Annotated in this window: 22 protein-coding genes; 13 read left to right on the top strand and 9 right to left on the bottom strand. The window is 72.8% G+C overall.

Features of this window, described 5'->3' with window-relative positions; translation table 11 throughout:
* Positions 1–216: 216 nt before the first annotated feature.
* From EXU48_RS07645 to EXU48_RS25310, 5 genes are all read right to left on the bottom strand, one after another.
* Positions 217–1,509 carry a DUF58 domain-containing protein gene (locus tag EXU48_RS07645; protein ID WP_133107030.1) on the bottom strand — a complete coding sequence of 431 codons (1,293 nt, stop codon included), beginning with the start codon at positions 1,507–1,509 and terminating at the stop codon, positions 217–219.
* Positions 1,509–2,504: an AAA family ATPase gene (locus EXU48_RS07640; protein ID WP_133107136.1), complete on the bottom strand. Its 996-nt coding sequence runs from the start codon at positions 2,502–2,504 to the stop codon at positions 1,509–1,511. The genes EXU48_RS07645 and EXU48_RS07640 overlap by 1 nt, the downstream gene beginning before the upstream one ends.
* Before the next feature lie 773 nt (positions 2,505–3,277).
* On the bottom strand, positions 3,278–4,528 hold the full coding sequence (locus tag EXU48_RS25315) for a DUF4350 domain-containing protein (protein ID WP_133107029.1): 1,251 nt from the start codon (positions 4,526–4,528) through the stop codon (positions 3,278–3,280).
* Positions 4,525–5,226 (bottom strand): DUF4129 domain-containing protein, encoded by a 702-nt coding sequence (locus EXU48_RS07630; protein ID WP_133107028.1) that lies wholly within the window; start codon positions 5,224–5,226, stop codon positions 4,525–4,527. Before EXU48_RS07630 ends, EXU48_RS25315 begins: the two co-directional genes overlap by 4 nt.
* On the bottom strand, positions 5,223–6,413 hold the full coding sequence (locus EXU48_RS25310; RefSeq protein ID WP_133107027.1) for a hypothetical protein: 1,191 nt from the start codon (positions 6,411–6,413) through the stop codon (positions 5,223–5,225). Before EXU48_RS25310 ends, EXU48_RS07630 begins: the two co-directional genes overlap by 4 nt.
* A gap of 97 nt (positions 6,414–6,510) precedes the next feature.
* Between EXU48_RS25310 and mtrA the strand changes: the two genes are divergently transcribed.
* The 7 genes from mtrA to secA all read left to right on the top strand — a co-directional run bounded on the left by mtrA (position 6,511) and on the right by secA (position 16,940).
* Positions 6,511–7,194 (top strand): MtrAB system response regulator MtrA, encoded by a 684-nt coding sequence (mtrA, locus tag EXU48_RS07620; protein ID WP_133107026.1) that lies wholly within the window; start codon positions 6,511–6,513, stop codon positions 7,192–7,194.
* Positions 7,191–8,951: an MtrAB system histidine kinase MtrB gene (gene mtrB, locus EXU48_RS07615; RefSeq protein ID WP_133107025.1), complete on the top strand. Its 1,761-nt coding sequence runs from the start codon at positions 7,191–7,193 to the stop codon at positions 8,949–8,951. The genes mtrA and mtrB overlap by 4 nt, the downstream gene beginning before the upstream one ends.
* The gene (locus EXU48_RS07610) at positions 8,948–10,654 is read left to right on the top strand and encodes an LpqB family beta-propeller domain-containing protein (RefSeq protein WP_133107024.1); all 1,707 of its coding nucleotides are present in this window, start codon (positions 8,948–8,950) and stop codon (positions 10,652–10,654) included. The genes mtrB and EXU48_RS07610 overlap by 4 nt, the downstream gene beginning before the upstream one ends.
* Before the next feature lie 106 nt (positions 10,655–10,760).
* Positions 10,761–11,516: a ComF family protein gene (locus EXU48_RS07605; RefSeq protein ID WP_133107023.1), complete on the top strand. Its 756-nt coding sequence runs from the start codon at positions 10,761–10,763 to the stop codon at positions 11,514–11,516.
* Between the two features lie 237 nt (positions 11,517–11,753).
* Positions 11,754–12,404 carry a ribosome hibernation-promoting factor, HPF/YfiA family gene (gene hpf / locus EXU48_RS07600; protein WP_133107022.1) on the top strand — a complete coding sequence of 217 codons (651 nt, stop codon included), beginning with the start codon at positions 11,754–11,756 and terminating at the stop codon, positions 12,402–12,404.
* 218 nt (positions 12,405–12,622) lie between these two features.
* Complete coding sequence (locus EXU48_RS07595; RefSeq protein WP_133107021.1) at positions 12,623–13,861, top strand: winged helix-turn-helix domain-containing protein; 1,239 nt, start codon at positions 12,623–12,625, stop codon at positions 13,859–13,861.
* A gap of 109 nt (positions 13,862–13,970) precedes the next feature.
* Positions 13,971–16,940, top strand: a complete 2,970-nt coding sequence (gene secA, locus EXU48_RS07590; protein ID WP_133107020.1) for a preprotein translocase subunit SecA — start codon at positions 13,971–13,973, stop codon at positions 16,938–16,940.
* A gap of 61 nt (positions 16,941–17,001) precedes the next feature.
* Here secA and EXU48_RS07585 read toward each other — a convergent pair whose 3' ends face one another.
* The gene (locus EXU48_RS07585; protein ID WP_133107019.1) at positions 17,002–17,550 is read right to left on the bottom strand and encodes an Rv3235 family protein; all 549 of its coding nucleotides are present in this window, start codon (positions 17,548–17,550) and stop codon (positions 17,002–17,004) included.
* A 10-nt stretch (positions 17,551–17,560) separates the two neighbouring features.
* Entirely contained in the window at positions 17,561–18,556 is a 996-nt protein-coding gene (locus EXU48_RS07580; RefSeq protein WP_133107018.1) for a LysM peptidoglycan-binding domain-containing protein, read from the bottom strand.
* A gap of 137 nt (positions 18,557–18,693) precedes the next feature.
* On the opposite strand from EXU48_RS07580, the gene EXU48_RS07575 reads away from it, so the two are divergent.
* The 3 genes from EXU48_RS07575 to EXU48_RS07565 all read left to right on the top strand — a co-directional run bounded on the left by EXU48_RS07575 (position 18,694) and on the right by EXU48_RS07565 (position 21,827).
* On the top strand, positions 18,694–19,200 hold the full coding sequence (locus tag EXU48_RS07575; protein ID WP_133107017.1) for a hypothetical protein: 507 nt from the start codon (positions 18,694–18,696) through the stop codon (positions 19,198–19,200).
* 188 nt (positions 19,201–19,388) lie between these two features.
* Positions 19,389–21,311, top strand: coding sequence for a 2-oxo-4-hydroxy-4-carboxy-5-ureidoimidazoline decarboxylase (gene uraD, locus EXU48_RS07570; RefSeq protein ID WP_133107016.1), 1,923 nt, complete (start codon positions 19,389–19,391; stop codon positions 21,309–21,311).
* A 3-nt stretch (positions 21,312–21,314) separates the two neighbouring features.
* Positions 21,315–21,827 carry a nucleoside deaminase gene (locus tag EXU48_RS07565; protein WP_133107015.1) on the top strand — a complete coding sequence of 171 codons (513 nt, stop codon included), beginning with the start codon at positions 21,315–21,317 and terminating at the stop codon, positions 21,825–21,827.
* 22 nt (positions 21,828–21,849) lie between these two features.
* Here the strand turns inward: EXU48_RS07565 and EXU48_RS07560 are convergent, their stop codons facing one another.
* Complete coding sequence (locus EXU48_RS07560; protein WP_133107014.1) at positions 21,850–23,421, bottom strand: helix-turn-helix domain-containing protein; 1,572 nt, start codon at positions 23,419–23,421, stop codon at positions 21,850–21,852.
* A gap of 154 nt (positions 23,422–23,575) precedes the next feature.
* On the bottom strand, positions 23,576–23,827 hold the full coding sequence (locus EXU48_RS07555; protein WP_133107013.1) for a helix-turn-helix domain-containing protein: 252 nt from the start codon (positions 23,825–23,827) through the stop codon (positions 23,576–23,578).
* A 132-nt stretch (positions 23,828–23,959) separates the two neighbouring features.
* On the opposite strand from EXU48_RS07555, the gene EXU48_RS07550 reads away from it, so the two are divergent.
* From EXU48_RS07550 to EXU48_RS07540, 3 genes are all read left to right on the top strand, one after another.
* Positions 23,960–24,613, top strand: a complete 654-nt coding sequence (locus EXU48_RS07550) for a hypothetical protein (protein ID WP_133107012.1) — start codon at positions 23,960–23,962, stop codon at positions 24,611–24,613.
* Complete coding sequence (locus EXU48_RS07545; RefSeq protein ID WP_133107011.1) at positions 24,610–25,959, top strand: AAA family ATPase; 1,350 nt, start codon at positions 24,610–24,612, stop codon at positions 25,957–25,959. The genes EXU48_RS07550 and EXU48_RS07545 overlap by 4 nt, the downstream gene beginning before the upstream one ends.
* An 84-nt stretch (positions 25,960–26,043) precedes the next feature.
* A complete protein-coding gene (locus EXU48_RS07540) occupies positions 26,044–26,508 on the top strand; it encodes a DUF6912 family protein (RefSeq protein WP_133107010.1) in 465 nt (154 codons plus the stop codon).
* The last annotated feature ends 13 nt before the right edge of the window (positions 26,509–26,521 follow it).

Genomic DNA, 26,521 nt, shown 5'->3' with positions numbered 1-26,521 from the left:
ATCGTCCTACAAATCGCGAACTCATCGTACAAGTCTTCGCGGTGGCAGCGGACCAATCTGGTCCGGTCCTTCCGCGACACGGCGCTGGCAGGACTCGATCCCGGCCGTGAGAGTGCGGAAGTGGTCGCCGCTTCAGCACTCTCGCGCGCAGGGTGCGGTTGCGGCAGCCGGTGAGAGTGCGGAAGTGGTCGCCGCTTCAGCACTCTCGGTGAGGGGTCAGAGCCGGCCGGCGGCCTTGAGCGCCAGGTAGGTGTCCGCGAGGGCGGGCGCGAGGTCGTCGGGCAGCCGCTCGACCACCTCGGCGCCGACGCGGCGCATCCGGGTGGCCACGGCGCGGCGCTCGAGCTCACCACGCTCGGCCGCAGCGGCGTCGAACAGGTCCGCGGAGGACTCCCGGGCCTGGCGAAGCACGTCGGTGTCCGGATCGGTGGCGGAGGCGAGGACCACCTGGTGGTCCTTGGACAGGGCGGCGACCACCGGGGCCAGCCCGGAGTCGATCGCGCCGGGTTCGAGCGCGGTCAGGAGCACCACGAGCGCGCGCTGGGAGAGCCGGTCCCGGATCACCTGGGTGACCGCGGTCCAGTCCGGTTCCACCAGGGCCGGGTGCACCGGGGCGAGCGCGTCGGCCATCTTCGCCATGATCGCCGGTCCGTGGGTGCCGCTGACCCGCGCCCGGACCTGTCGGTCGATGGCCACGAGTTCCACGCGGTCGCCTGCCTTGGACGCGAGGGCCGCGAGCAGGAGGGCGGCCTCGATGCTCGCGTCCAGCCGCGGTGCCTCGCCGAGCCGCACCGCGGACAGCCGGGACAGGTCCAGCACCATGAACACCCGGCGGTCCCGCTCCGGGCGCCAGGTCCGCACCACCACATCCGCCCGGCGCGCGGTGGCACGCCAGTCGATGGCGCGGACGTCGTCACCGATCACGTACTCACGCAGCGAGTCGAACTCGGTGCCGGGTCCGCGCACGTTCACCGCGGAACGTCCGTCCATCTCCCGCAGCCGCGCGAGGCGCGAGGGCAGATGGCGCCGGGACCGGAACTCCGGCAGCACCCGCAGGTGGCCGGGCACGGCGATCGAGGCCTGCCGGGCGGCGAGGCCGAGGGGCCCGGCGGAGCGGACCGTGACCAGGTCCGCCTGGAGGTCGCCGCGACGGGTGGGCAGCAGAGCGGTCCGGGTCCGCCGGGACTCACCCGACGGGATCGTCACCCGGTGCCGGTTCGGGCCGTTGCCCGCGGTCGGCTGCCAGGCGTCGCGGATCAGCGCGCGCATCGTCCGACCGGACGGGTTCGTCACCGTCAGCACCGACTCCGCAGGTTCCGTCAGCCGGACCGAGCCGAGTTGCCGACGCTCGATCTCCAACGACCGCGGCGGGGCCGCGACCACCAGGTCCACGACCACGAGCACGAGCACCAGACCCAGCCAGGTCAGCACCGTGCCCGGCTCGGGCAGCAGCAGGACCGGGATCAGGCCGAGCGCGAGCAACGCGACGGTGCGGACGGAGATCGCCATCAGCGGGGGACCGGGACCGACCCCAGGATCCCGTCGAGAACGGTCTCCGCGCTGACGCCCTCCAGTTCGGCCTCGGCCCGCAGCTGGACCCGGTGCCGCAGCGTCGGATGCACGAGCGACTTCACGTCGTCGGGCGTCACGAACGTACGGCCGGACAGCCACGCCCACGCCCGGGACGTGGCGAGCAGTGCCGTCGCACCACGGGGGGAGACCCCGAGGGAGAGCGACGGCGAGGTCCGGGTGGCCCGGCAGATGTCGACGATGTAGGCCAGCACCTCCGGTCCGATCTGGACCTGCGCGACCTCCTCGCGGGCCGCCTCGAGGTCCTCGGCATTCGCGACCTCGGCCACCCCGGCCGCCTTCAGGTCGCGGGGGTCGAAGGCGTGCGCGTGCCGGTTGATGATCTCGATCTCCTCGGTCCGGCCGGGCAGCGGCAGGATCAGCTTGAGCAGGAACCGGTCCAGCTGGGCCTCGGGCAGCGGGTAGGTACCCTCGTACTCGACCGGGTTCTGGGTGGCGATCACCACGAACGGGTCGGGCAGGGCCATCGGGTCACCGTCGACCGTGACCTGCCGCTCCTCCATCGCCTCCAGCAGGGCCGCCTGCGTCTTCGGTGGGGTCCGGTTGATCTCGTCGGCGAGCATCAGGTTCGTGAACACCGGGCCCTCCCGGAAGGAGAACTCCGCCGTGCGGGCGTCGTAGATGAGCGAGCCGGTGATGTCGCCGGGCATCAGGTCCGGTGTGAACTGGACCCGTTTCATCTCCAGGTGCAGGGCCGCGCCGAGGGTGCGGGTGAGCAGGGTCTTGGCCACCCCGGGCACCCCCTCGAGCAGCACGTGTCCGCGGCACAGCAGCGCGATGACCAGGCCGGTGACCGCCGCCTCCTGGCCGACCACCGCCTTCGCGACCTCGGCGCGGACGCCGGCCAGCTTCGTGCGGGCGGGGGACTCGACGACCGGATCTGCGGCGGGCGCCGGCGCGCCGGGCTGCTGCACCGGCTCGCCGTACCCCGGGGCCTGGACCGGCGGTGCCTGCCCAGGCGCACCCTGGGCGTAGCCCGGATTCGCCTGTCCGTACTGGGGGGCGGCGCTCGCCTGTCCGTACTGGGTGGGGGCGGCGCTCGCCTGTCCGTACTGGGTGGGGGCGGCGCTCGCCTGGCCGTACTGGGTGGGGGCGGCGCTCGCCTGGCCGTACTGGGTGGGGGCGGCGCTCGCCTGGCCGTACTGGGACGGGGCGCCACTGGCCTGGTACGCCTGGGGTTCGCCGTGCTGCACCTGACCCGCGGAGGCGTACGGACCCTGCGGGTACGACCCGCCGTGCTCGTACCCCTGGCCATGCTGAGGGGGCTGACCGGCCTGACCGTAGCCGAGGGACTGCCCGTACTGGTCGGGGGCCCGGCTGGTCTGGCCGTAGGTCGGGGTGGGCTCGCCGGGTGCCTGCCCTTCCTGACCGTCGCCGGGAGCGGCTTGGGCCTGGTTCGCGTGGCTCGCCTGGCCGTACCCGGCCGGGATCGGCCGGACCGGGTCCTGCTGGGTCGGGAGCTGTCGAGCCGAGAACTGCTGCGTCGGGGCGTCCTGTGCGGGCTCGGACGCCGGTGTCCCGGTCTGCTCCGTCGTGACATCGGCGCGCTCGCGGGCTGCCCGAAGCTCCTCGCGTGAGACCACCTGCGTCGCGTCGACGGCCGGCTGGTCGTCGCCGCCGGGTGCGTGCGCGGGAGCGTCGGAGGACTCGCTCGACGGAGTTGGTTCGTTCGGCCCGGTGGGGTTGCTCATGCGCGATGAACCTCGCTTTCCATGGTGTCCAGGGCTTGGGTGAGGGCGACGAGTGAGTCGTCGTCGGTCGGGGGTGGTCCGTACAGGAGATGCTCGAGTTCGCCTGGGCTGCGGCCGGTCGCCCGGGCCAGCGCGTCGATGACCTGGTCGGGCCCGGCCGCCGAGGGAAGCCCGATCCGGGAACCGACCCGGGCCAGGGTCCCGGCCCGCAGCGCCGCGCCGGCATGGGCGTGGGCGCCGGCGCGCCGGTACAGCCGGCCACGCCCCCGCGTGGTCTCGGCGGCACGCACCACGACCGGCAACGGCTCCACGACCACCCGGCCGAGGCGGCGCCCGCGCCAGATCACCACGGCGAGGGCGACCACGAGGATCTGGTAGACGACCGCCTCGGGAAGGAAGAACGTCTGCGGCGCGGACGCATCGTCGTCGAGGGTGAACGGGTCGTTCGGGTCCGGCACGTACCAGAGGAGCTGCTCGTGCTGGCCGAGGGCACGCAGCACGAGGGCGGCGTTGCCCTCCAGGGCGAGTCCTTCGTTCGTGGCCGGGAACCCGTTCGGCAGGGCGCGCCAGGTGCGGCCGGACTCCTCCCAGACGGCGTAGGCGCCGGCGTCCTCACCGAGCGCGAAGCAGGTCTGGACCGCGCCGGACCCGGTGATCCCCGGTCCGGCGGTGTCGATGGTCCCGGCGGCCTCGGCGTCCGGGTCCGCGCAGTCGGAACTGCGCGGTGCCCGGGCGCCGCCGGCCGTCACCGTGACCGTCGACGTCAGCTCGGTGATCGAGGCGTACCCGAGCCCGAGCAGAACCACCTCCGCCTGGGTGTCCGCGAGGGCGGTCAGCTGGTCGGAGCTCAGCTCGTCCGCCCCGACGATCACGAGGGTGGTGTCCGCCTGATCCTGGGCCAGCACGTCCGCGGTCCGACGGACCAGGGTCACGTCGACGCCGTGCTCGCCGAGGATCTGCGCGGCTGCCCGGGCGCCGCCGGGTTCGGGATTGTTCGGGGCCAGCGGGAGGTCGGAGCGGGACTGGCCGCCACGCCCGAGGGCCAGCGCCGCGAGGACCAGGAGCACCACGGCGGCCGCGACGATGATCACGGTCCGGCGGTTCTCGCGCTCGGGCGCCCGGGGCGTGCCGGGTGTGCCGGCAGCGCCGTCAGGGCCGTGACCGCCGGCGTCGACGCGTCGCCCGCGCGCCTCGATCGTCGGGGCCGGCCGGCCGGCCGGGTCCGCCGCGGCGGCGGGGGCGCTCATCGGGCCGCCGCCCAGTCGTCGGCGGGGGTGGACCGGACCCGGGTGGGCCTGGTGGCCGCGACCGTCCGGTCGACCTCACGCAGCCAGGCATCCTCGCGTTCGGTCGGGTCCACGTGTCCGTAGCAGACCTGGTCGAACAGGTCCGCGGCGCGGTGCAGGTCGTCGGCGCACGCGGGCAGGCGTTCGCCGGCCGCGCCGGCGGCCTCGCGCGCCGTCCGCCCGAGCCGGTCCTCGAGGATCGCTCGCTCGTCCAGGGACCGGACGATCGCGCGGAACCGTTCCAGGACGGCCAGCGCGTGGTCGCCCGCGGCGGCAGCGGCGTCCGCCGCCGCCCGCAGCGACCGCGCGTCCCGGCTGTCCCCGTCGAGCACGTCGAAACTGCCCCCTTCCGATCCGCGCAACCTACGCCGTCGGACCGGACCGCCGACCAGCAGCACGACCGCGACGATGACACCGACCACGAGCAGGATCACCAGCGGCAGGAAGATCGGGCCGAGGGCCGTGTTCGCCTCGGTGATCCGCGCCCACAGGTCGCCCAGCCACATCAGGAACCGGTCCCACAGGCTCGGCTCATTGTTGTAGATGGCCTTGGCGAGCTCGGCCTCGGCCCACTCCCGGGCCTCGTCCGCCGAGGGGTCGAGCGGGACCTCACGTAGAAGGTTCGCCAGCCGGGCCCCCGCCGCCGGCACTGCGATCATGGCGCCTCGGCGGCCGCGGCGAGGTCCACGTCCAGGGCCTCGGTGCGGATCCGGATGTCGATATACAGCAGGGCCACGACCGCGGCCAGGAACGGCGTCGTCAGGGCTGAGGCGATCACGCCGCCGAGGAGCGTGAGGACGGTCGTGAGCGTGCCGAAGCCGCCGACCGCCTGCCCGATCAGTTGCAGTGGGTAGGTGATGATCTGGGACAGGATGCCGATCAGGATCGTGGTCAGCAGGTAGATGCCGAACACCCGCCAGAACGTCGGCAGGGTGAGCCGCCAGGACCGCTTCAGCGCGGCGATGACGCCGGCCCGCTCGAGCACCAGCACCGGGGTTGCCAGCAGCGTGACGGTGACCACGAACGCCAGGGCCGCGATGAGCGCCAGCACCCCGAGGATCCCCACCACGGCGATCACGCTGAGCGAACCGGATGTGGCCGCCAGCACGATGACGCCGACGAACACGAAGGTCACGAGCGCCACCAGCAGCAGGATGACCAGGGTGAGCAGCAGCAAGCGTCCGATCTGCGGCTTGATCGCCTGCCACACGTCGCCGAGACTCATCTTCCGGCCGATCACGGACTGGCTCACCGAGTGGATCAGGACCCCGGTCAGGACGGTCGAGACCACGAACGAGAGGAGCCCGGAGACGCCGGTGGCGAGCAGCTGCGACTGCAGGGTCGCGGTGAGGTCGTCGAGGGCCTCGGCGTCGGAGGCCGTCGGATCGAAGTTGCCGAGCATCTCGTTCAACTGCTCGAACGTGCCCCAGGTGGCGATCGCCTGGATCACGCCGAGGACCGCGACCACGATGGCGGCGAGCACGAACATCACGGTCGGGTTCGCCCGGATCGAGCGGAACGCACCGTCGTAGATCTCGCCGAGGGTGAGCGGTCGCAGCGGGATGATCCCGGGTTGTGGCGCGGGCCCGAGCGGCATCATGTTCGCGCCCGGGTCCACGGGCCCGTACTGGCCGTAGGAGCCCGACGGCGGCGGTGCTCCCGGTCCGGGTGGCGGCGTCGGGTACTGGCCCGGCTGGTTCGGCGCGCCGTAGCCGCCGGCCTGGCCCCGTCCGGCCGGCTGGTTCGGAGGCGTCCCGTAACCGCCGGGGGTGACGTCGCCCCAGCCCGTCGGCCCGGACCCGGCCGGGTCGGGTCGAGGTGGTGTGGGCTCTTCACGGTCGGTCATGGGATGGTCTTTCTCCTTCGTCGCCGGTGCGCCGCAATCATCTTTGCATGTGCACACCTCACACCCACTCCTGGCAGAAGGTGTCACGATAGGGCGCATGAATGCACGCGTGCTCGTGGTCGATGATGACGCCGCCCTGTCGGAGATGATCGGGATCGTCCTGCAGTCGGAGAACTTCGAGGCATCCTTCTGCGCCGACGGCGCGAAGGCGATGGAGGCGTTCCGCTCCGTCGAACCCGATCTGGTCCTGCTGGACCTGATGCTGCCGGGCATGGACGGCATCGAGATCTGCCGGCGGATCCGCGCCGAGTCCGGGGTGCCGATCGTCATGCTCACCGCCAAGAGCGACACCACCGACGTGGTCAAGGGGCTTGAGGCGGGCGCCGACGACTACATCGCGAAGCCGTTCAAGCCCACCGAGCTGGTCGCCCGGATCCGGGCGAGGCTGCGCCACGGCGAGACCCAGGGCACCGAGCAGTTGCTGATTGCGGACCTGGCGATCGACGTGCCCGGGCACCGGGTCACACGGGACGGGGAGACCATCAACCTGACCCCGCTGGAGTTCGACCTGATCGTGGCCCTGGCCCGCAAGCCGTGGCAGGTGTTCTCCCGTGAGGTTCTGCTGGAGCAGGTCTGGGGCTACCGGCACCAGGCCGACACCCGGCTCGTCAACGTGCACGTCCAGCGGCTGCGCGCCAAGGTCGAGAAGGACCCGGAGAACCCGGAGGTCGTGGTGACCGTGCGCGGAGTCGGATACCGGGCCGGCACCCCGGTGCGATGACCGATGCGGCGCGCGGGGCGCACCCGCCCGGCGACGCCCCCACGCCCGGCCGCCGGGATGACTGGTTCGCCAGGGTGCGACACCACGCCGAACGGTGGCGACGGGTGCTCCGGGTCCGGGTCCGGCTGGCGTTGCGGGTGTGGCGCGGCTCGCTGCGCCTGCGCGTGGCCAGCACCACGGTGGCCGTCGGCGTGATCGCGCTGGCCCTGCTCGGCCTGCTGCTGTCCGCGCAGATCCGCGACGGGCTGTTCGACGACCGCCGCGACCAGGTGCTCTCCGACGCCGCGACCCGGGCGGAACTGGCCCAGGGCCAGTTCGACGCGTCGACGGTCTCCTCGGCCCAGGAGGTCCAGCAGCTGGCCACCGACATGGTCTCGGGACTGCAGGAGACCTCCGTGGGCAGTTCCGGCGTGTTCCTGATGCGCTCCCCGGGATCCCCGGCGGTGATCCTCGACCCCTCGACGAACGACTCGCTGCGACCCCTGATCTCCCCGGAACTGCGCGAGCGGGTCCAGACCGAGGACTTCCAGGCCTGGCAGTCCGTCGGCATCCCGCGGTCCGACGGTGGCCTCACCCCGGGGATCGCGGTGGGCTCGGCGGTCACGCTCCCGCTCGCCGGTGACTACGAGCTGTACCTGATCTACAGCCTCGGTGCCGAACAACAGAACCTCGACCTGCTCCAGGGGGTGCTCGCCGTCGGCGCGGTCAGCCTGGTGGTGCTCCTGCTCGCGATGGCCTGGTACCTGACCCGGCAGGTCCTGGACCCGGTGGAGCAGGCGGCCCGCACGGCGGGGCGGCTCGCCGACGGCCACCTCACCGAGCGCATGCAGGTGCGCGGCGACGACGAGCTGGCCCTGCTCGGGCGGTCGTTCAACGAGATGGCCGCCAGCCTGCAGGACCAGATCGAACGGATGGCGAACCTGTCCCACATGCAGCAGCGGTTCGTCTCCGACGTCTCCCACGAGTTGCGGACCCCACTGACCACCGTGCGGATGGCCTCGGAGGTGCTGTACCAGGCCCGCGGTGACTTCACCCCCGGGCAGGCGCGTTCGGCCGAACTGCTGCAGGCCCAGCTGGACCGGTTCGAGGAACTCCTCGCCGACCTCCTGGAGATCTCCCGCTTCGACGCCGGGGCCGCGACCCTCGAGGCCGAGGGGGTCGACGTGCGGGAGGTGGTCCGCCGGGTCGTGGACCTGACCGCCCCGCTCGCCCAGAACCGTGGCTCCGAGGTCGTCCTCGACCTGCCCGCCATCGCCGCCACCGCCGATATCGATCAACGTCGCGTCGAGCGGGTCCTGCGCAACCTCATCGTGAACGCCATCGAGCACGGCGAAGGGGAGCCGATCGACGTGCGCGTGGGTGTGAACGCCCGCGCCGTGGCGGTCGTGGTCCGTGACCACGGCATCGGCATGACGGCACCGGAGGCCGAGCACGTGTTCGACCGGTTCTGGCGGGCGGACCCGGCCCGGGCACGCACCCTGGGCGGAACCGGCCTCGGCCTGGCCATCTCCCTCGAGGACGCGCGCCTGCACGGCGGGGACCTGGAGGCGTGGGGGAGCCCGGGGGAGGGGGCCGCGTTCCGGCTCACGCTGCCCCGCCGGGCCGGCCTGGACATCGCCGCCAAACCGATCCCCCTGCGCGAGGTCCGGTCCGAACCGGAGCTCGAGCCACCCGAGGACTCCTCAGCCGCGAACCCGGCGGCCCTGCCCGACCTGCACCCGGAGCCCTCCACCAGTCACGAGGAGGCCAAGGGATGAACCCGAAGGCGACGACGACCCGGCGGGCGAGTTCCGCCGTCGTCATCCTCCTCGTCCTTGCCCTTGCCATGGCGGGCTGTGCCAGCCTGCCGACCCGGGGCGCCGTGCAGCGGGGCGTGGAGGCGGCCCCGGACACCAGCGGCATCGTGCTGTCCGCCGAGGACCCGAGGCCGGATGCGCCGCCTACCGAGATCGTCCGTGGGTTCCTGGCCGGCAGTGCGGGCGGGCTGGTCGACAACTTCACCGTGGCCCGCAAGTTCCTCACCACGGAGGGTGTCGACCAGTGGGACCCGAGCGGTGGGGTGGTGATCTACTCCGGCGGCGCCTCCCTGGATGTCGTCGACGGGGACGACGGCTCGGTGGCCGTCCGGGCCACGGTCGCCGGCACGGTCGACCCGACCGGGGTGTACACCGAGGCCCGGCCGGGCACCGAGACCACCCAGGAGTTCCACCTGGTCCAGGACGACGAGGATCAGTGGCGCATCGAGACCCTGCCCGACGGCGTGCTCATCTCCGACGTCAACTTCGGCTCGCAGTACCGCAGCACGCCGCTGTATTTCCTGTCCCCGGACGCGACCATGCTGGTGCCGGACATGCGGTTCTTCCCGGCCCGCAACACCGCCACCTACGCCATGAACGCGTTGCTCGGCGGACCGGTGGAATGGCTCAGCACCGGGGTGATCAGTGCGATCCCGAGCGGCACCGCGCTCACCCTCGACACCGTGCCGGTGTCCGCCGGCACCGCGACGGTGGATGTCACCGAGGACATCTCCGTCGCCGGGACCACCGACCGGGCCCGTCTCCAGGCCCAGATCCGGGCCACCCTCACTGCCCTGCCGCAGGTCCAGGACGTCGAGATCCTCGTCGACTCGCGGCCGTTCCGGATCCCGGAGGTGGAACTCGGTCTCATCCTGAACCCGGGCGTCGGTACCGCGCCGACCATGCTCTCCGGCGACGCGCTGGTGCGGTTCAACGGGACCTCCCTGACGCCGGTCGAGGGCGCGGCGCCGCTGACCGGGATCGACGCGTCCGACCCGGCCCTGCCCTATAACGGTGACACCGCGGTTGCCCTCGCGGCCGACCGGTTCCTGATCACGGTGCCGACCGCGGACGCCGGCTCGGTGACCCTGCTCGAGGGCACCGCGCTGCTCGACCCCTCCTTCGACCGGCACGGCTGGGTCTGGACCGGGGAGCGCGACAACGCCGGCGAACTGCTCCTGGCCCGCCCCGACGGCGCCACGGCCACGGTGGAGACCCCGATGCTCGCCGGCACGCAGATCGCCTCGATCCGGGTCAGCCGGGACGGGACCCGGCTGGCCGTGGTGTACACCGGCGGCGGTGCCGTGCGCGTGGAGGCGGTCGCGATCACCCGGGACGCCGACGGGCTGCCGATCCGGCTCGGCCCACCGGTGACGCTGGCGCCGGCGATGACGTCGGCCACCGAGGTGGTCTGGGTCGATGAGTACACGCTCGCGGTGCTCGGGGCCAGCGGCGGGACCATCAGCGCGCATCTGGTCACCCTCGGCGGCGAGCCCACGCGGTCGCTGCCGACCGTGCCCGACGCCGCCACGATCGCGGCCGCGCGCGGCGAGCGCGAGCTGTACCTGGCCACCACGGGGGGCGACCTGTACGCCCGCTCGGGCAACGGCTGGCGGCTGGTGCCGGACCTGCAGCCGGTGCGCGACCCGACGTTCCCGGGCTGACCCGGCCGACGCCGTCGAGCCCGCGCCTCGACGCGCCGATGCGCGGGCGTCCACAGACCGGGCCCGACGGCGGAACCGCCCCGGGCGGGCGGGTTCTGCTGGTCCGGTGTTCGGTCAGGTACTCACCGACGTGCTCGCCCTCGTGCTGCCCGTCGAGTGCCCGGGGTGCGGTGCGCACGACACAAACCTGTGCGCGCGCTGCCGGGCGCCGCTGCTCGCCGCGCCGCGACGGTGCGAGGAGGACACGGTCCACCTCTCGGCCCGGGACGTGGGCGGCACCGGACCGCCGGTACTCGGACTGCCGACCTGGGCGCTCGCCCCGTATGCCGCCGGCTCCCGGCGGCTCGTGCTGGCCTGGAAGACCGGGGTCCGCCCCGACCTCGCGACCGAACTGGCCGGCGTCGGGACCGTGGGCGGGGTCCGGCTGGCCGAGTACCTGGGCGGGGCGCTGGGAAACGGACCGGTTCTCGTGGTCCCGGCGCCGTCCGGCTGGCGGCGCCGGCTCGCGCGCAGGTTCGTCGTCGGGGACCTCGCCGACGCGGTCGCGGCCGGGCTGAGCAGTGGCCTGGCCGACCGGGGCCGGGCCCGCCCGGTCTGGGTGGTCGACGTGCTGCGCCGACGTGGCGGCAGTTCCCACCGGCTCGGCGCGGTGGCCCGCGGCCGCTCCGCGCGCGCGGTCCACCTGGTCGCGGACCTACCGGACGGGGCTTCGTGCGTGCTCGTCGACGACGTCGTCACCACCGGCGCCACCCTCGCCGCGGCCCGCGATGCGCTCACCGCTGCCGGTGCGCAGGTGCTGGGCGCCTTCACCCTGCTGGCGACCCCACGGCCCGGTAGCACCACCTGGCGCGCCGACCCATGACCTTCCGCCTATCGGATCGTGGCTCAGTGGACTAGCGTCAGGTCATGGAGCACAACGCAGGCGAGGGGCGCACGGCGCGACCCTCGCCTTCTGTGTTCGCGGACCGGAGTGCGGGGAGGTGAGGCCAAGTCCCAGACTGCGCACCGACCGCTGAGAAGGGTCGGACGCGCCACCGCCCTGGCCGCAGGACCCCCAGGAAAGAGGTCTCGGCCACACTCTCTCGAACCGGAGGACGTCATGGAGATCGTTGTTGTGAGCCGCCACACCGAAGTGCCCGAGCGCTTCAGGTCGCACGTGGAGGACAAGCTCTCGAAGGTGGGGCAGTTCTCGCCCTACGCGCAGAGGGTCGACGTCGAGGTGACGCACGAGAACAACCCCCGTCTGGCCGACCGGGCCGAGCGGGTCGAGCTGACCGTCCGCGCGAAGGGCCCCATTGTCCGCGCCGAGGCGAGCGCACCGGACCGGTACGCCGCCCTCGACCTCGCCGCCGGCAAGCTCTTCGAACGACTGCGCCGGGCCCGTGACCGGCGCAAGTCCCACCACGGCCGCAACGGCACGCCACCGGCGCCCGAGCCCGTGGAGGCCGCCCCCGACGCGGTCGAGGACGACGAGATCTCGATGACCCCCACGCCGCCCACCGAGACCGGTGTGGCCGTGGAGGCCCAACTGGGCGACTCCCCGGTCGTGATCCGGCAGAAGGTGCATGACACCGAGCCGATGACGGTGGACCAAGCCCTCGCCGAGATGGAACTCGTCGGGCACCCCTTCTACCTGTTCGTGGATGCCGAGACGAAGCAACCGTGCGTCGTGTACAACCGGCGCGGCTGGACCTACGGGGTGATCCGCCTGAACTACGAGGCGCAGGCCCTGACGGCGGCGACCGCCTGACCGGCGCCCACTCCCGACCGCGGCGGGCCCGAGGACCCCTCGGGCCCGCCGCGCGTGCGTCGCCATCCACGGCGCGGTGAGGCAGCACATCTTGCGGTGAGGCAGTGCGTCCGTCGGCGAGGCAGCGCGCCTGGCGGTGGCCGGGCTCGGGCGGGCCGGCGAGACCGCCCGGGGACCTCGGATCCGGAGTGTCGGTGCTGGGCTCTAGGGTCTGACCCATGCCGCGCACGCTCACGCTCGCCCAGGCCCGTCGGATCGCAGTCTCCGCGCAGGGGCTCGCCGGGGCGCCCGCCCAGGCCCGTCCGCCGGCCGTCACGATGGCGCACCTGCAGCGGATGATCGACCGCGTCGGGCTGCTGCAGATCGACTCCGTGAACGTGCTGGCCCGGGCCCACCTGCTGCCGGTGGTGGCCCGGCTCGGCCCCTACGACGTCGGCCTGCTGCACCGGGCCACCACCGGGACGCCGGCCCGGCCGCGCCGGCTCGTCGAGTACCGCGCCCATGAGGCCGCCTACGTGCCGCCGCGCACGTTCCAGTTGCTCCGCTGGCGGATGGAGGGGCCGCGGGCCCTGCGCTGGTACGACGGCGTCGCGTCGAAGGACCCGGCGACGGTGGCCGCGGTGCTGGACATCGTCGCCGAACACGGACCCGTCACCGCCGCGCAGGTGCATGACCTGCTCGGCCACGAGCGCCCGGAGAAGGTGGACTGGGGCTGGAACTGGACCGCCGCCAAGCACGCCCTCGAGGCGATGCTCGCCGTCGGGAAGGTCGCCTCCGCCTACCGGAACTCAGCCTTCGAACGGGCCTACGACCTCACCGAGCGGGTGCTGCCGGCGCAGGTCCTGGCCGAGGACGTGCTGCCGCCGGAGGAGGCGATCCGGGCACTCGTGGACATCTCGGCCCGAGCCCACGGGGTGGCGACCGTCCGCGCGCTCGCGGACTACTTCCGGCTGTCGATCGCGCAGGCATCGGCCGCGGTCACCGACCTCGTGGCGGCGGGTGAACTCGAGGAAGTGGCGGTGGCGGGATGGCGCCGGCCCGCCTACCTGCACCCAGAGGCCCGCCGGCCGCGAGCCACGAACGCCCGGGCCCTGCTCGCCCCGTTCGACCCGCTCGTGTTCGAACGGGAGCGCACCCTGGAGCTGTTCGGCATGCACTACCGGATCGAGATCTACACCCCGGCGGCCCAGCGCCAGTTCGGTTACTACGTGCTGCCGTTCCTGCTCGGCGACGAGCTCGTGGCGCGCGTCGACCTCAAGGCCGACCGGGCCGCCGGAGTGCTGCGGCTACGCAGCGCCTTCGCCCAGCCGGAGGCGCCCACCGCCGTCGGGCCTGAGCTCGCGCAGGAACTGCGCGTGATGGCGGACTGGCTGGACCTGCCGGACGTCACCGTGGACGCCGACGCGGCCGGTGACCTGGTCGGCGACGTGGCCCGGGCCCTGCCGCGGGTGCGCTGAGAGCGAACCCAGCCCGCTCCCGGCGGTACCGCCGTAGACGCTCTCGCATACGATGGACGGTGCACCGGTGTCGAACGACGCCGGATGATCCGATCCACCGGGAGTGTCAGTGCCTTCGATCCTCGACAAGATCCTGCGCATGGGCGAGGGCAAGATCCTCAAGCAGCTCAACGCGGAGAAGGATCAGGTCAACGCACTCGAGGACTCCATGAGCGACCTCACGGACGCGGAGTTGCGGGAGGAGACCGACGCGTTCAAGAAGCGGGTCGCCGACGGGGAGTCCCTGGAGGATCTGCTCCCGGAGGCGTTCGCGGTGGTCCGCGAGGCGGCCAAGCGCACCCTCGGTCAGCGGCACTTCGACGTCCAGATCATGGGCGGCGCGGCGCTGCACCACGGCAACATCGCCGAGATGAAGACCGGTGAGGGCAAGACCCTGGTCGCGACCCTGCCCGCGTACCTGAACGCGCTGTCCGGCAAGGGCGTGCACGTGGTCACGGTGAACGACTACCTGGCCAGCTACCAGAGCGACCTGATGGGCCGGGTGTTCCGGTTCCTCGGACTGACCACCGGTGTGATCCTGTCCGGGCAGAAGCCGGACGAGCGCCGGGAGATGTACGCCGCGGACATCACCTACGGCACGAACAACGAGTTCGGGTTCGACTACCTGCGCGACAACATGGCCTGGTCCTCGGCCGAACTCGTCCAGCGGGGCCACAACATGGCCATCGTGGACGAGGTGGACTCGATCCTGATCGACGAGGCCCGAACCCCGCTGATCATCTCCGGACCGGCCTCCGGCGACGTGAACAAGTGGTACGCCGAGTTCGCCCGGGTCGCCAAGCGGCTGCGCCGCGAGAACGACTACGAGGTCGACGAGAAGAAGAAGAACGTCGGCGTGCTCGAACCCGGCATCGAGAAGGTCGAGGACTACCTCGGCATCGACAACCTCTACGAGTCCCTGAACACGCCGCTGATCGGATTCCTGAACAACGCGATCAAGGCCAAGGAACTGTTCACCCGGGACAAGGACTACGTGGTCCTCAAGGGTGAGGTACTCATCGTCGACCAGCACACCGGGCGCATCCTGCCCGGGCGCCGGTACAACGAGGGCATGCACCAGGCGATCGAGGCCAAGGAGGGGGTAGCCATCAAGGCCGAGAACCAGACCCTGGCCACGATCACCCTGCAGAACTACTTCCGTCTGTACGACAAGCTCGCCGGGATGACCGGTACCGCGATGACCGAGGCCGCGGAGTTCCAGAACACCTACAAGATCGGCGTGGTGCCGATCCCGCCGAACCGGCCACTGGCGCGGCTCGACCAGTCCGACTACGTGTACAAGAACGAGACGGCGAAGTTCGAGGCCGTGGTCTCCGACATCGTCGAGCGGCACGCCTCCGGACAGCCCGTGTTGGTCGGCACCACCAGCGTCGAGAAGTCCGAGCTGCTCTCCAAGATGCTGAAGAAGCAGGGGGTGCCCCACGACGTGCTGAACGCCAAGCAGCACGCGCGTGAGGCGGAGATCGTCGCGATGGCCGGGCGCAAGGGCGCCGTCACCGTCGCCACGAACATGGCCGGCCGCGGTACCGACATCATGCTCGGCGGCAACGCCGAGCACCTCGCGATCAAGAACCTCAAGGACCGCGGACTCGACCCGCACGAGACCCCGGACGAGTACGAGGAGGCGTGGCCCGAGGCCCTCAAGGACGCCCAGGAGTTCGTCGCCGCCGAGCACGACGAGGTCACCGAGCTCGGAGGGCTGTACGTGCTGGGCACGGAGCGGCACGAGTCCCGCCGGATCGACAACCAGCTGCGTGGGCGGGCGGGACGTCAGGGCGACCCCGGCGAGTCCCGGTTCTACCTCTCCCTCGGCGACGACCTGATGCGACTCTTCAACGCCGCCCTCGCCGAGCGGTTCATGAACTCCTCGGGCTTCCCCGACGACCTGCCCATCGAGTCCAAGATGGTCACCCGCGGCATCGCCAGCGCGCAGGGTCAGGTCGAGGCACGCAACTTCGAGATCCGCAAGAACGTCCTGAAGTACGACGACGTGCTGTCCCGGCAGCGCACCGTCGTCTACGACGAGCGGCGCCGGGTGCTCGAGGGCGAGGACCTCCAGGCCCAGGTGCAGACGTTCCTCGAGGACGTGATCTCCGGGGTGGTCACGGAGGCCACCGCGGCCGGGCCGCCGGAGGAGTGGGATCTCGACCAGTTGTGGACCGACCTGAAGACCGTCTACCCGGTCTCGATCACGGTCGAGGACGTCGTGGAGGACGCCGGTCACGAGACCCGGGTGACCACCGAGCAGCTCGTGTCCGAACTCACATCGGACGCCAAGCTCGCGTACGAGAACCGGGAGAGCGAGATCACCCCGGACCTCATGCGCCAACTGGAGCGCCGCGTGGTGCTGTCCGTGCTGGACCGCAAGTGGCGTGAGCACCTCTACGAGATGGACTACCTCAAGGAGGGCATCGGGCTGCGCGCGATGGCCCAGCGCGACCCGCTGGTGGAGTACCAGCGCGAGGGGTTCCAGTTGTTCCAGGCCATGAACGAGTCCATCAAGGAGGAAGCCGTCGGCTTCCTGTTCAATGTGGAGGTGCGCAGGCCCGAGCAGCCCGCCGAGGCCGACGGTGTCGCCGTGGTGGAGGGCTCGGAGACACCCGGGCTCGACGCGGCCCCGGCCGGAGCAGGAGCATCCGGCAACGGGGGCGCGGCCGGCGACACGGCGGGCGCCGCCGAACCGGCCGCGCAGCCGGCTGCGAGCGGCCCCCGCACCTCGGGCAAGCGGGCCGGGCGTAAGGCGATCCCGGCCAAGCCGGCCGCGAAGGCTTCCGCCCCCGAGGCGGACCCGGACGACCCGCTCGGCCTGGGAGCGCCCCAGCGCGCCACCAACCTGCGCTACTCCGCGCCGACCGAGGACGGCTCGATGGGGTCGACCGTGCGGGCGGCTCAGGCCGGCGTGACCCCGGCGCAGCAGGCCGCCGGCACCGGCGGCGCGAACGCGAACGGCGCCGGCGGTGGTGGCGCGAACCGGGAACAGCGGCGACGGGCCGCGAAGCAGGCCAAGAAGCGCCGCTGAGGTCGACCGGGACGCACCGCGGGCCGAACGTCACGCGAGGGGACCGGCCGAACTGCGGAGTTCAGCCGATCTCCAGTGCAGTGGCACGCCACCGGGCGCGTCGGGTCTCGAGCCGGATCGCGGCCGCCCGGACGCGGGTGCCGTCATGGATCACGACCGACGACTCCCAGCTGCCCTCGGCGACCTCGCACGAGTGCACCCGTCGGATCGTCACCATCGGTGGGCGAGTGGGGCGCCCGGCGATCTCCATGCCGAGGCAGACCCGGCGGTTCAACGCCGTCCAGAGGTCGGCGTCCAACCAACGGGCGAGCTGGGCCGCCGGACGGGTCCCGAGGAGGGCCTCGACACAGGCCCGGACCAGGGTGCCGCTCCAGGTGGCCGCGTCCGGGAGTTCGGGGACCTCGCCCCGGGACCAGACCAGGCGCGGACAGGTGTCGGACGACTCCTGATCCGCGGCGGTCTCGGCCGACGCGGGCGGGCCGGTGAACCGGACCCGGTCCCAGGTCCGGGCCCCGGGCGAGCCGGGCTGGACCAGGAGCCTCGGCACCCGGCCGGGCAGGCAAGCCGGCTCCGGTGCCGGGTGCGGCCGGGCGAGCGGTTGGACACTCATCGTGGACTCCTCAGGGGTTGGCGGGCGGGACCAGTTCCTGCCCGGGGTGGATGAGATCGGGCTCCGGGCCGATGGTTTCGGCGTTCGCGGAGTACCAGCGCGGCCAGGCGGCGGCGATGTCCGCGTCGGTGACGTCCGGTCGGTCACCGGCGAGCGCGTCGGCCGCGATCGACCAGAGCGACTCGCCCGGAGCCACCACGTGTGCGGCGTCCGGGTGCTCGGCCGGATCCCCTCCTGGCGGCTCGGCAGGCTGCCGGGAGGCAGGGACGGGGTCGGGGCTCTGCATCGGCTCGGCGGCAGGGGCGTCGTCGGCGGCAGGGTCGGGCTCGGTGGTCGGGGCTGGTTCAGCGGGAGGGTTCGGCTCGGTGACTGGACCTGGCTCGGTGGCGGAGCCCGGCTCGGTGGCGGGACCTGGCTCGGCGGCGGGACCTGTCTCGGTGGCGTGGCTCGACGCGCTGCTCGGCGTCGGGGTGGGGTCGCCCGTGGGGGCAGGCACCGGCGCCGGGGCGGGCTCGGTGGTCGGGTTCGCATCGACGTTCGCGCCCCAGGTGAGGTCGGGGCCGACCGTGCCCTCGCCGGGGTCCGTCGCGCCGTCGTCCGGGTCGGAACCGGCGCCCCAGGTGACGTCGACGCTCACGATCGCGGCGCCGTCGGGCTCCGGGACCGCCTGCGCGGGCACCACGAGCGCCCCGGCGGCCAGTGCCGCACCCACGCCCACGGACGCCATCCGCGCCATGAACGGGGCCCCGCCCGCTCCTAGCGCCCGCTCACCCGAGCGCCAGCCGCGGCCGCGCCCGAGTGCGCGTGCCGCCAGGCAGGCGAGGCCCAGCAACGCGCTGACGCAGTACCAGGCGAGGACGCCCAGGGCGCACCAGCCGAGTCCGAGCGCGATCGCCTGGTCGACCGACCTCGGGGTCGCGGCCGCGGGGAGGGCCGCCGTCGCGAGCCAGGCCGCGACCCCGCCGGTGGTCCCGGCGACACCGAGGGTGAGCAGAACCCGTCGCATGAGACCACCGCGTTTCATATCAGTTCGTGTCGGTACGTGACTTTCAATGACGTTAGGTGTAGCCCCATGACCGGTTGCTTGTCCAGAGGGAGGCCGAGCGTGTGGACAACTCGGGTCGCCTGCCTACTGTTGGCTCCATGAGCTGGGACGACCTCTTTGCCGACCTGCAGGCCCAGTTCCTGGCGCATCAGCGGGCCGAGCAGGGCGAGGTGGTCGCCGACCTCGTCGAAGCCGAGGCGGCGACCACCACGTTCGGGGACCGGATGCGGGCCGCGACCGGACGTTCGGTCACCGTACGTCTGCTCGACGGCAGCGACCGCCGCGGCGTGGTGACCGACGCCGCGCCGACCTGGTTCGTGCTGGCCGAGGGGGAGCGGCGTTCACTCGTCCGGCTGGACGCGGTCGTCGCCGCCTGGCCGCTGGCCGGCGTGGCACCGGCGCCGGGCCGGGTCGAACAGGGGCTGCGCCTCGGGCACGTGCTGCGCGCGCTCGCGGCGGACGGCGTGCCGGTGGTGGTGCACACCCTCGGCGGGATGCACCGGGGCCGGATCGTGCGCGTCGGCGCCGATCATCTCGACCTCGCCACCGGGACCGCCGCACTGGTGCTGCCCTGGACGGCGCTGTTGAGCGTCGACTCCCAGTAGCCGCTTGGAGGATCCTCCAAGGCGGGCGTGCGTCGCCCGGTGAACGTTGGCGGATCGGTGTCTGGCACGACCGGTGTCGACGGAGGAACGTAGGGACCTGCGTTACAACGCGGAAACTACATTCCAGGATTCGAAATCCGTTGGTTCTCGCATTCAACGACGAATCGACCCGACTCCCCGAGGTCCCCATGTCTGTGGCACCACCCACTCCGACCCGCGCCAGCTCCGTCCACCCGGTCGACGAGCGGCTGCCCACGGGCAAGCTCGCCGTCTACGGACTGCAACACGTGCTGGCCTTCTACGCGGGCGCCGTCATCGTCCCGATCCTGCTCGCCGGGGCCATCGGCCTGAACGAGCGTGAACTGATCCACCTCATCAACGCGGACCTGTTCACCTGCGGGATCGCCTCGATCATCCAGTCGATCGGGTTCTGGAAGATCGGCGTCCGGCTACCGCTGCTCCAGGGGGTGACGTTCACGGCGGTGAGCCCGATGATCGCGATCGGCCTCGCCGCGGGGGGCGGCACCGACGGCCTCCTGGTGATCTACGGTGCCGTCATCGTGGCCGGGCTGTTCACGTTCCTCATCGCTCCGTTCTTCGCACGCCTGATCCGGTTCTTCCCGCCGGTCGTGACCGGCACCGTGATCCTGATCATCGGCATCGCGCTGCTGCCGGTCGCGGCCCAGGACGCGGTCGGCGGCGCCGGCGGTGACCCCACCGATCCGCGCAACCTCGCCTACGCGCTCGGCACCCTCGCCCTGATCGTGGCGATCCAGCGGATCTTCAAGGGCTTCATGGCGACCGTGGCCGTGCTCGTGGGACTCGTGGCCGGCACCCTGGTGGCCTGGGCGTTCGGGGACGCCCACTTCGGCGGGGTCGCCGAGTCCGCCTGGGTCGGGGTGACCACCCCGTTCTACTTCGGGTGGCCGCAGTTCAGTGCCGCCGCGATCATCTCGATGATCGTCGTCATGCTGATCACGGCCGTGGAGACCACCGGCGACGTGTTCGCCACCGGGGAGATCGTGGACAAGCGGATCGCGAAGGGTGACATCGCCCGGGCCCTGCGCGCGGACGGCCTGGCCACGACCCTCGGTGGGGTGCTGAACTCCTTTCCCTACACGTGCTTCGCCGAGAACGTCGGCCTGGTCCGGTTGACCCGGGTGAAGAGCCGGTACGTGGTCGCGGCCGCCGGGCTGATCATGATCGGGCTCGGGCTGCTGCCGAAGGCGGGTGCCGTGGTGGCCGGAATCCCGCACCCGGTGCTCGGCGGGGCCGCGCTGGCCATGTTCGCGACCGTCGCGGTGGTGGGCATCCAGACCCTCACCAGGGTGGACTTCAACGACCACCGCAACATCGTCATCGTCGGGACCAGCATCGGGCTGGCCATGCTGGTCACGGCCCAGCCCACGCTCGCGCAGGCGGTGCCGCCCTGGGCGGAGATCATCTTCGGCAGCGGCATCACCCTCGGCAGCATCACCGCGATCGGGTTGAACCTGGTGTTCCACCACCTCGGCCGGGGCCGTGGTCCGGCCGTCGCCGGCCGGCCCGGGGTCGACTCGATCCGCCTCGGACAGGTCAACGACATGGGCCGCGCCGATTTCGTCGCCACGTTCGCCCCGCTCGTCCAGGGCGCGGACTGGGTGGCGCAGCGCGCGTACGACCGGCGCCCGTTCCGCGACACCCAGTCCCTACGGATGGCGCTGCAGGAGGCCCTGTTCGCCGGCCGGCCCGAGGAGCAGCGCGAGCTCATGCAGGCCTACCCGGACCTCGGTGGACTCGGCGAGGACGCCGGCCAGAGCTCGGCCGCGGAGCAGTCCGAGGTGGGCCTGACCCGGCTCGACGAGGACTCCCAGGACGAGTTCACCCGGCTCACGACCGCCTACCGGGACCGCTTCGGGGTCCCGCTGATCGCGTGCGTGCGTGATCTCGGCGCCCGGGAACGAGTCCTCGCATCCGGCTGGGAACGCCTCTCGAACTCCGACGCCCAGGAACACGCCGCGGCGATCATCGAGATCGCCAAGATCGCCAACCACCGGTTCGAATCGCTCGTCGCCGATGCGAACCCGATCAGCGCTGCGCGGACGCGTAGCCTGGACCGGGCAGGGAGCTGAACCATGGGCAACTTCTACCTCGCGGAGGCACCGAGCGTGACCGATGATCCCCGGCAGGAGCACTGGCTGGCCGAAGCCGTCGCCCTCGCCCGCAAGAACGTGGCCGACGGCGGAGGCCCGTTCGGGGCGCTGATCGTCCGGGGCGAGGAGGTACTCGGGAAGGGCGTCAACCGGGTCACCCGGGACAACGACCCGACGGCGCACGCTGAGGTCTGTGCGATCCGCGCGGCCGCGCATGCCCTGGGCGACTTCCGCCTCACCGGGACGGTGCTGTACACCTCCTGCGAGCCGTGTCCGTTGTGCCTGGCGGCGGCCCTGTGGGCCCGCGTGGACCGGGTGGTCTACGCCGCGGACCGGCACGACGCCGCCCGCGGCGGGTTCGACGACCTCGCGTTCTACGAGCTGTTCGCCCGGCCGCGCTCGGAGTGGGCGACCCCGGTCCTCCCGCTCGAGGTGCCCGGCGCGGTGGCCCCGTTCGACGACTGGCTCGCCCGACCGGACCGCGAGGCGTACTGAGCCGGACCGGGACCCCGAGAGGTCAGCGCAGCCGCAGCGCGAGGAACACATCCACCCGGTCGGCGAACCTGGACAGATCACGGCCGGTGAGTTCCTCCACCCGCGCGATCCGGTACCGCACCGTGTTCACGTGCAGGTGCAGGGCACCGGCGGTCCGGGTCCAGGACCCGTCGTGCTCGAGGAACGCCACGAGCGTCTCCTCCAGCGACGGGTCCCGGTGGGCGTCCCGGTGCGCGGCCAGCGCGCCGAGCACCCGGGCCGAGAACGCCCGGCGAACCTCGTCCGGGACCGCGGCCAGCAGGCCGATGTGGCTGGTCACCTCGGCGGCGGTGACCACCTCCACCGGGTTCGGGCGCAGCCGGGCGAGAGCGAGGGCATGGCGGGCCTCGTCCAGGGCCCCGGCGACCGCCGCGTCCGTGGTGCGCGCGCTGACCCCGACGCAGAAGCGGCGCGCGCCCAGGCCCGGTGACAGCCGGGCGGCCGCGGCGCGGACGCGCTCGACCGCGTCCACGTCCGCCGCCGGCACGAGGGCCGGTGCGACGCCGTCGGGCCCCACCGAACCGACGGCGCCCCGCCCGAGGTGCGCGACGACGTCGTCGAGGATCGCCCCGGTGGCGCCGGGAGGTGCCCCGGCGGCGGGGCCCGCCACCAGCGCCACGAACGGTTCGGTGGGGTCCACGCCGCACTGCTCCAGAAGCGCGTGGGCCTCGGCGCCGGTGCCGTGGCCCTGGGCCACGAGCGAGAAGACACCGTCCGCGAGCGTGCGCGCGACCTGCCGCACCGGGGCCCGACGGGCCTCGTCGAGCCCGACGGCGGCACACAGCTGGGTGATCGTGTCCAGGTGGTCCTCGGGCCAGGTCGGCCAGGCGCCCTCCACCAGCACCAGGCTGGTGGTGAGCCGGTCGGCGAGGGCGCCCGCGCTCGCGAAGATCGACCACGGGCCGACGGCGTCGCCCGGCCGCGCGGGTCGGCTCACGGCGGGCACCACTGCCGGTAGGCGCGGGTCGCGCAGGTAGGCGAGCGTGATCCGCTCGAGGGCCTCGTCGGGCAATGTCTCGTCCGGCCCGGCGAGTTGGCGACCGGTCGGGGTCAGCACCCGGCACGCGAGACCGGTCTCGGCGCGCACCTGCGCCAGCAGGTCGGACACCGTCTGCCCGTGCGCGAGCGCGAGCAGTAGCCGGCGCTGACGGTCCAGGCGCGCGGCCAGCCGGTCGCCCCGCTCGGTGCCCACCCGGCCCACCACGTACTCGGTCAGGCTCGCGAAGGACACCGGCGGCGGCACCTCGAACAGCACCAGCCCGTGGCGTGCGCACGCCTCGGCCACGTCGGCCGGCACCGGACCGAAGTGGGCCGTGCCGGCCGCGAGCGCGACCGCCCCGGCCGCCCGGATGGTGGCGACGAAGGTCTCCGAGTCGGCCGGGTCCTGGCGCCACATCAGGCCGGAGATCACCAGTTCGCCACCGCTGAGGTAGCGGCCGGGATCGATGAGGTCCGTGGTGTAGACCGCGTTGACCGGCGCTGCGAGTGCGCTCTCGTCCCCGACCAGCAGCCGCAGGTCCAGGTCCTCGGCGTCGAGGAGGTCGCGCAGTCTCATCGTCCGAACCTACGCCGGTGCGCCCGCCCGTTCACAGCGCGGCGGTCGCCGCTACGCCGGCCACCCATCCCGCGAGAGTGCGGAAGTGGTTGCCAGGACAGCACTCTCGGCGGGGGCGGGGCGGGAAGGAGTCCGGCCGTCGTAGCCCGGCGAGTCAGTCGTCGGTCCGCGCCGCAGCGTCGTCGAGATCGTCCAGCACGCCCTCGCCGTGGGTGATCCGCTCCTGGGCGCGCCGGTACATCCTCGCGATGTAGGCCTCGAGCTCGCTGTTCTCGATCCGCCAGGTGCCCTTGCCGCCGATCTGGATCGCCTTCAGCTCGCCGCTGCGCACGAGGGCGCGCGCCTGCGACATCGTGATCTTCAGGACCTCCGTCACGTCGGCGAGGGAGAGGAATCGCGGTTCCATTGGCCTAGTTTGACAGCGAACCGGTCGCCGCGGCGGAACATGAGCAATCTGTGTATAACTCTCCCGCTCGCGACCAACTCTTGGCACCATAGGGGCACTCCTCGAGGCGCGAGGGGGTCTGGGGGAGCGACGATGCCCGAACCGAGTGCACCAGCGGCCGCGCGGCTGCGCCGACCGAGCTGGCGGGACCCACGGCTGGGGATCGGGATCCTGCTGGTGGCGGCCTCGGTCGCGCTCGGATCGTGGGCGGTGACGAACGCCTCCGACACGGTCGAGGTCTACCGCACGCACGAGCCGCTCAGCCCCGGCGACCCGATCGAGGCCGCGGACCTCGAGATCGTGCAGGTGCACGTCCCGGACGTCGACCTCTACCTCACCCCGGACCAGGGTGTACCCGAGGACGCGGTGGCGACCCGCGCCGTCGGGCCGGGTGAGCTCGTGCCGGGTACTGCGGTCGGCACCGAGTCGCAGGTCGAGGTCCGGCCGATCTCGCTGCCGATGAGTGCGGCGCTGGAGGCCTACCTGGAGAAGGGCTCGCGCGTGGACCTGTGGGTGGCGCTGCCGGATCCCGACGGCGAGGGGGTCGCCCCCGTGGGGCCGACGCAACTGCTCGTCGGGGCCGTGGAGGTCTGGGACGTCCACGAGGACGCCTCGCTGTTCGCGGGCGCCGACCAGGTCCAGGTCCAGGTCCTCATCGAGGTGGACGATCTACCCGAGGTGCTGGACGCCATCAGCGCGGACGCGGTGATCACCGTGGTCCCGCTACCGGGCCAGGCCGACTCGTGACCAGCGGCGTCCTGCTCTGTCTGCGGGGGGAGGTCGAGGAGACCTTGGTCGCCTCGATCGCGGCCACACCGGGGCTGTCCGTGGTCAGGCGGTGCGCGGACACCGCGGAACTCCTGGCCGCGGCCCTGGCGGGCCTCGGCTCGGTCGCGGTCGTGGACGCCGACTTCGAGATCGACCGCCCACTTGTGAGCCGGCTGCGTAGCGCGGGCACCCGCACGCTCGTGCTCTGCGACTCCGGCGCGGTGGACCGGCACACCGGGCTCGGCGCGGTCGCCGTCGCCCGCGGCGGTGATCTCCTCGAGGCGGTCACCGCGCTCGCCGCGGGCGCCGATGACGATACCGAGCGCACCGCCGAACGGTTCGACGCCATGATCGGCACCGGATGGTCCGACCCGGACGGCGCACCCGAGCGGCAGCCGGACGTCCCCATCGAGGGCGTCGGCGCCGACGCCGACCGGCCCGGGCGGCTGGTCGTCGTGTGGGGCCCGGCCGGATCGCCGGGCCGCACCACGATCGCGGTGAACCTCGCCGCCGAGCTCGCCGCGGCAGGGGAGTCGACGATGCTCGTGGACGCGGACATCTGGGGTGCCTCCGTGGCCCAGGTACTCGGCGTGCTGGACGAGTTCGCCGGCCTCGCCGCGGCGGTGCGGGCCGCCGATCACGGCACCCTCGACGCCGCGACCCTGGCCCGGCTGAGCCCCCGGGTGGCCCAGGACCTGCGGGTGCTGCCCGGCCTGGCCAGGCCCGGCCGGTGGCGGGAGGTGAGCGGTCCCAGCCTGGACGTGCTCTGGGAGCAGGCCCGCCACCTCAGCCGGTGGGTGGTCGTGGACGCGCCGGTGCTCGTGCCCGAGGACGAATCCGGGTTCGACCTCGGTCCCGGCCGCAACGCCGTTGCCGCATCCGCCTTCGCGGCCGCCGACGAACTCGTCGTGGTGGGCGCCGCCGAGCCGATCGGGGTGGAGCGGCTCGTGCAGGCCCTGCTCGACGTGGACGACGTCGCCCCGGCCGCCCTGGCACGTACCGTGCTCGTGAACCGGGTCCGGGCATCGGCCGCAGGTCCTCGTGCGGCGGCGTCGGTGCGGGAGGCGCTGGCCAGGTTCGCCGGAGTGAGCGATCCGGTGCTCGTGCCCGACGACCGGCCGATGTGCGACCGGGCCCTGCTCGCCGGCACCTCCTGGGCCGAGGCGGCCCCACGGTCCGCGACGAGGGAGAGTGTCCGCGACGTATCGCGGGCGCTGCAGGCTCGGGCCGGCGTGCGGGGCGGTGCGCCCGGGAGCCGCTGGGAGCGCGGCCGGGGGCTGCGTGCGGACCGGGTCGGGGTCGCCCGGACGCTGCGCGGGCAGTGATCCGGCACGCAGTGCGGGCACGGCACGGCGCTGCTCGTCCCCAGGGTCCCGGCGCCCGGGCCGCGGCTTTGACACACTGACGCCATGCGGATCTATCTTCCCGCCACGGCGGTCGACCTCGACGAGCCCGACGGCGTGGGCGCACGCCGGGCGCATGCGCTCACCCCGGCGCTGCTGGCCGCCATCGGCGACGACGACGCCGAGACCGGGGAGTTCGCGGCGATGCTGATCGCCGCCGACGAGAGCATCGACCGGATCGGCGCCGCCGGGGCCGTGCCGCTGCGGGTGGTGATCGCCGCCGACGTACCTGACGCCCAGGTGCGGGCACCCGAGCAGGAGGCACCGCCGTCCGGCGTGGACGTTGACGACGTGCCGTGGCGGGCGGTGGTGAGCTTCCACGTGGACGGGCCCGACGACAAGCAGATCCGGGACCTGGTCGGGCGGGCCGTGGCGGGTGACGAGGCGGCGCTCGCGGCCACCGGCGACGCCGACCTGCTCTGGTACGACGTGACCGAGCGCGAGCAGTTGCGCGAGCAGTTGCGGGGGTGAGCCGGGTCGGTGG

Source organism: Occultella glacieicola (assembly GCF_004353825.1).
GTDB lineage: Bacteria > Actinomycetota > Actinomycetes > Actinomycetales > Beutenbergiaceae > Occultella > Occultella glacieicola.
This window is presented reverse-complemented; position numbering and strand designations above follow the sequence as displayed.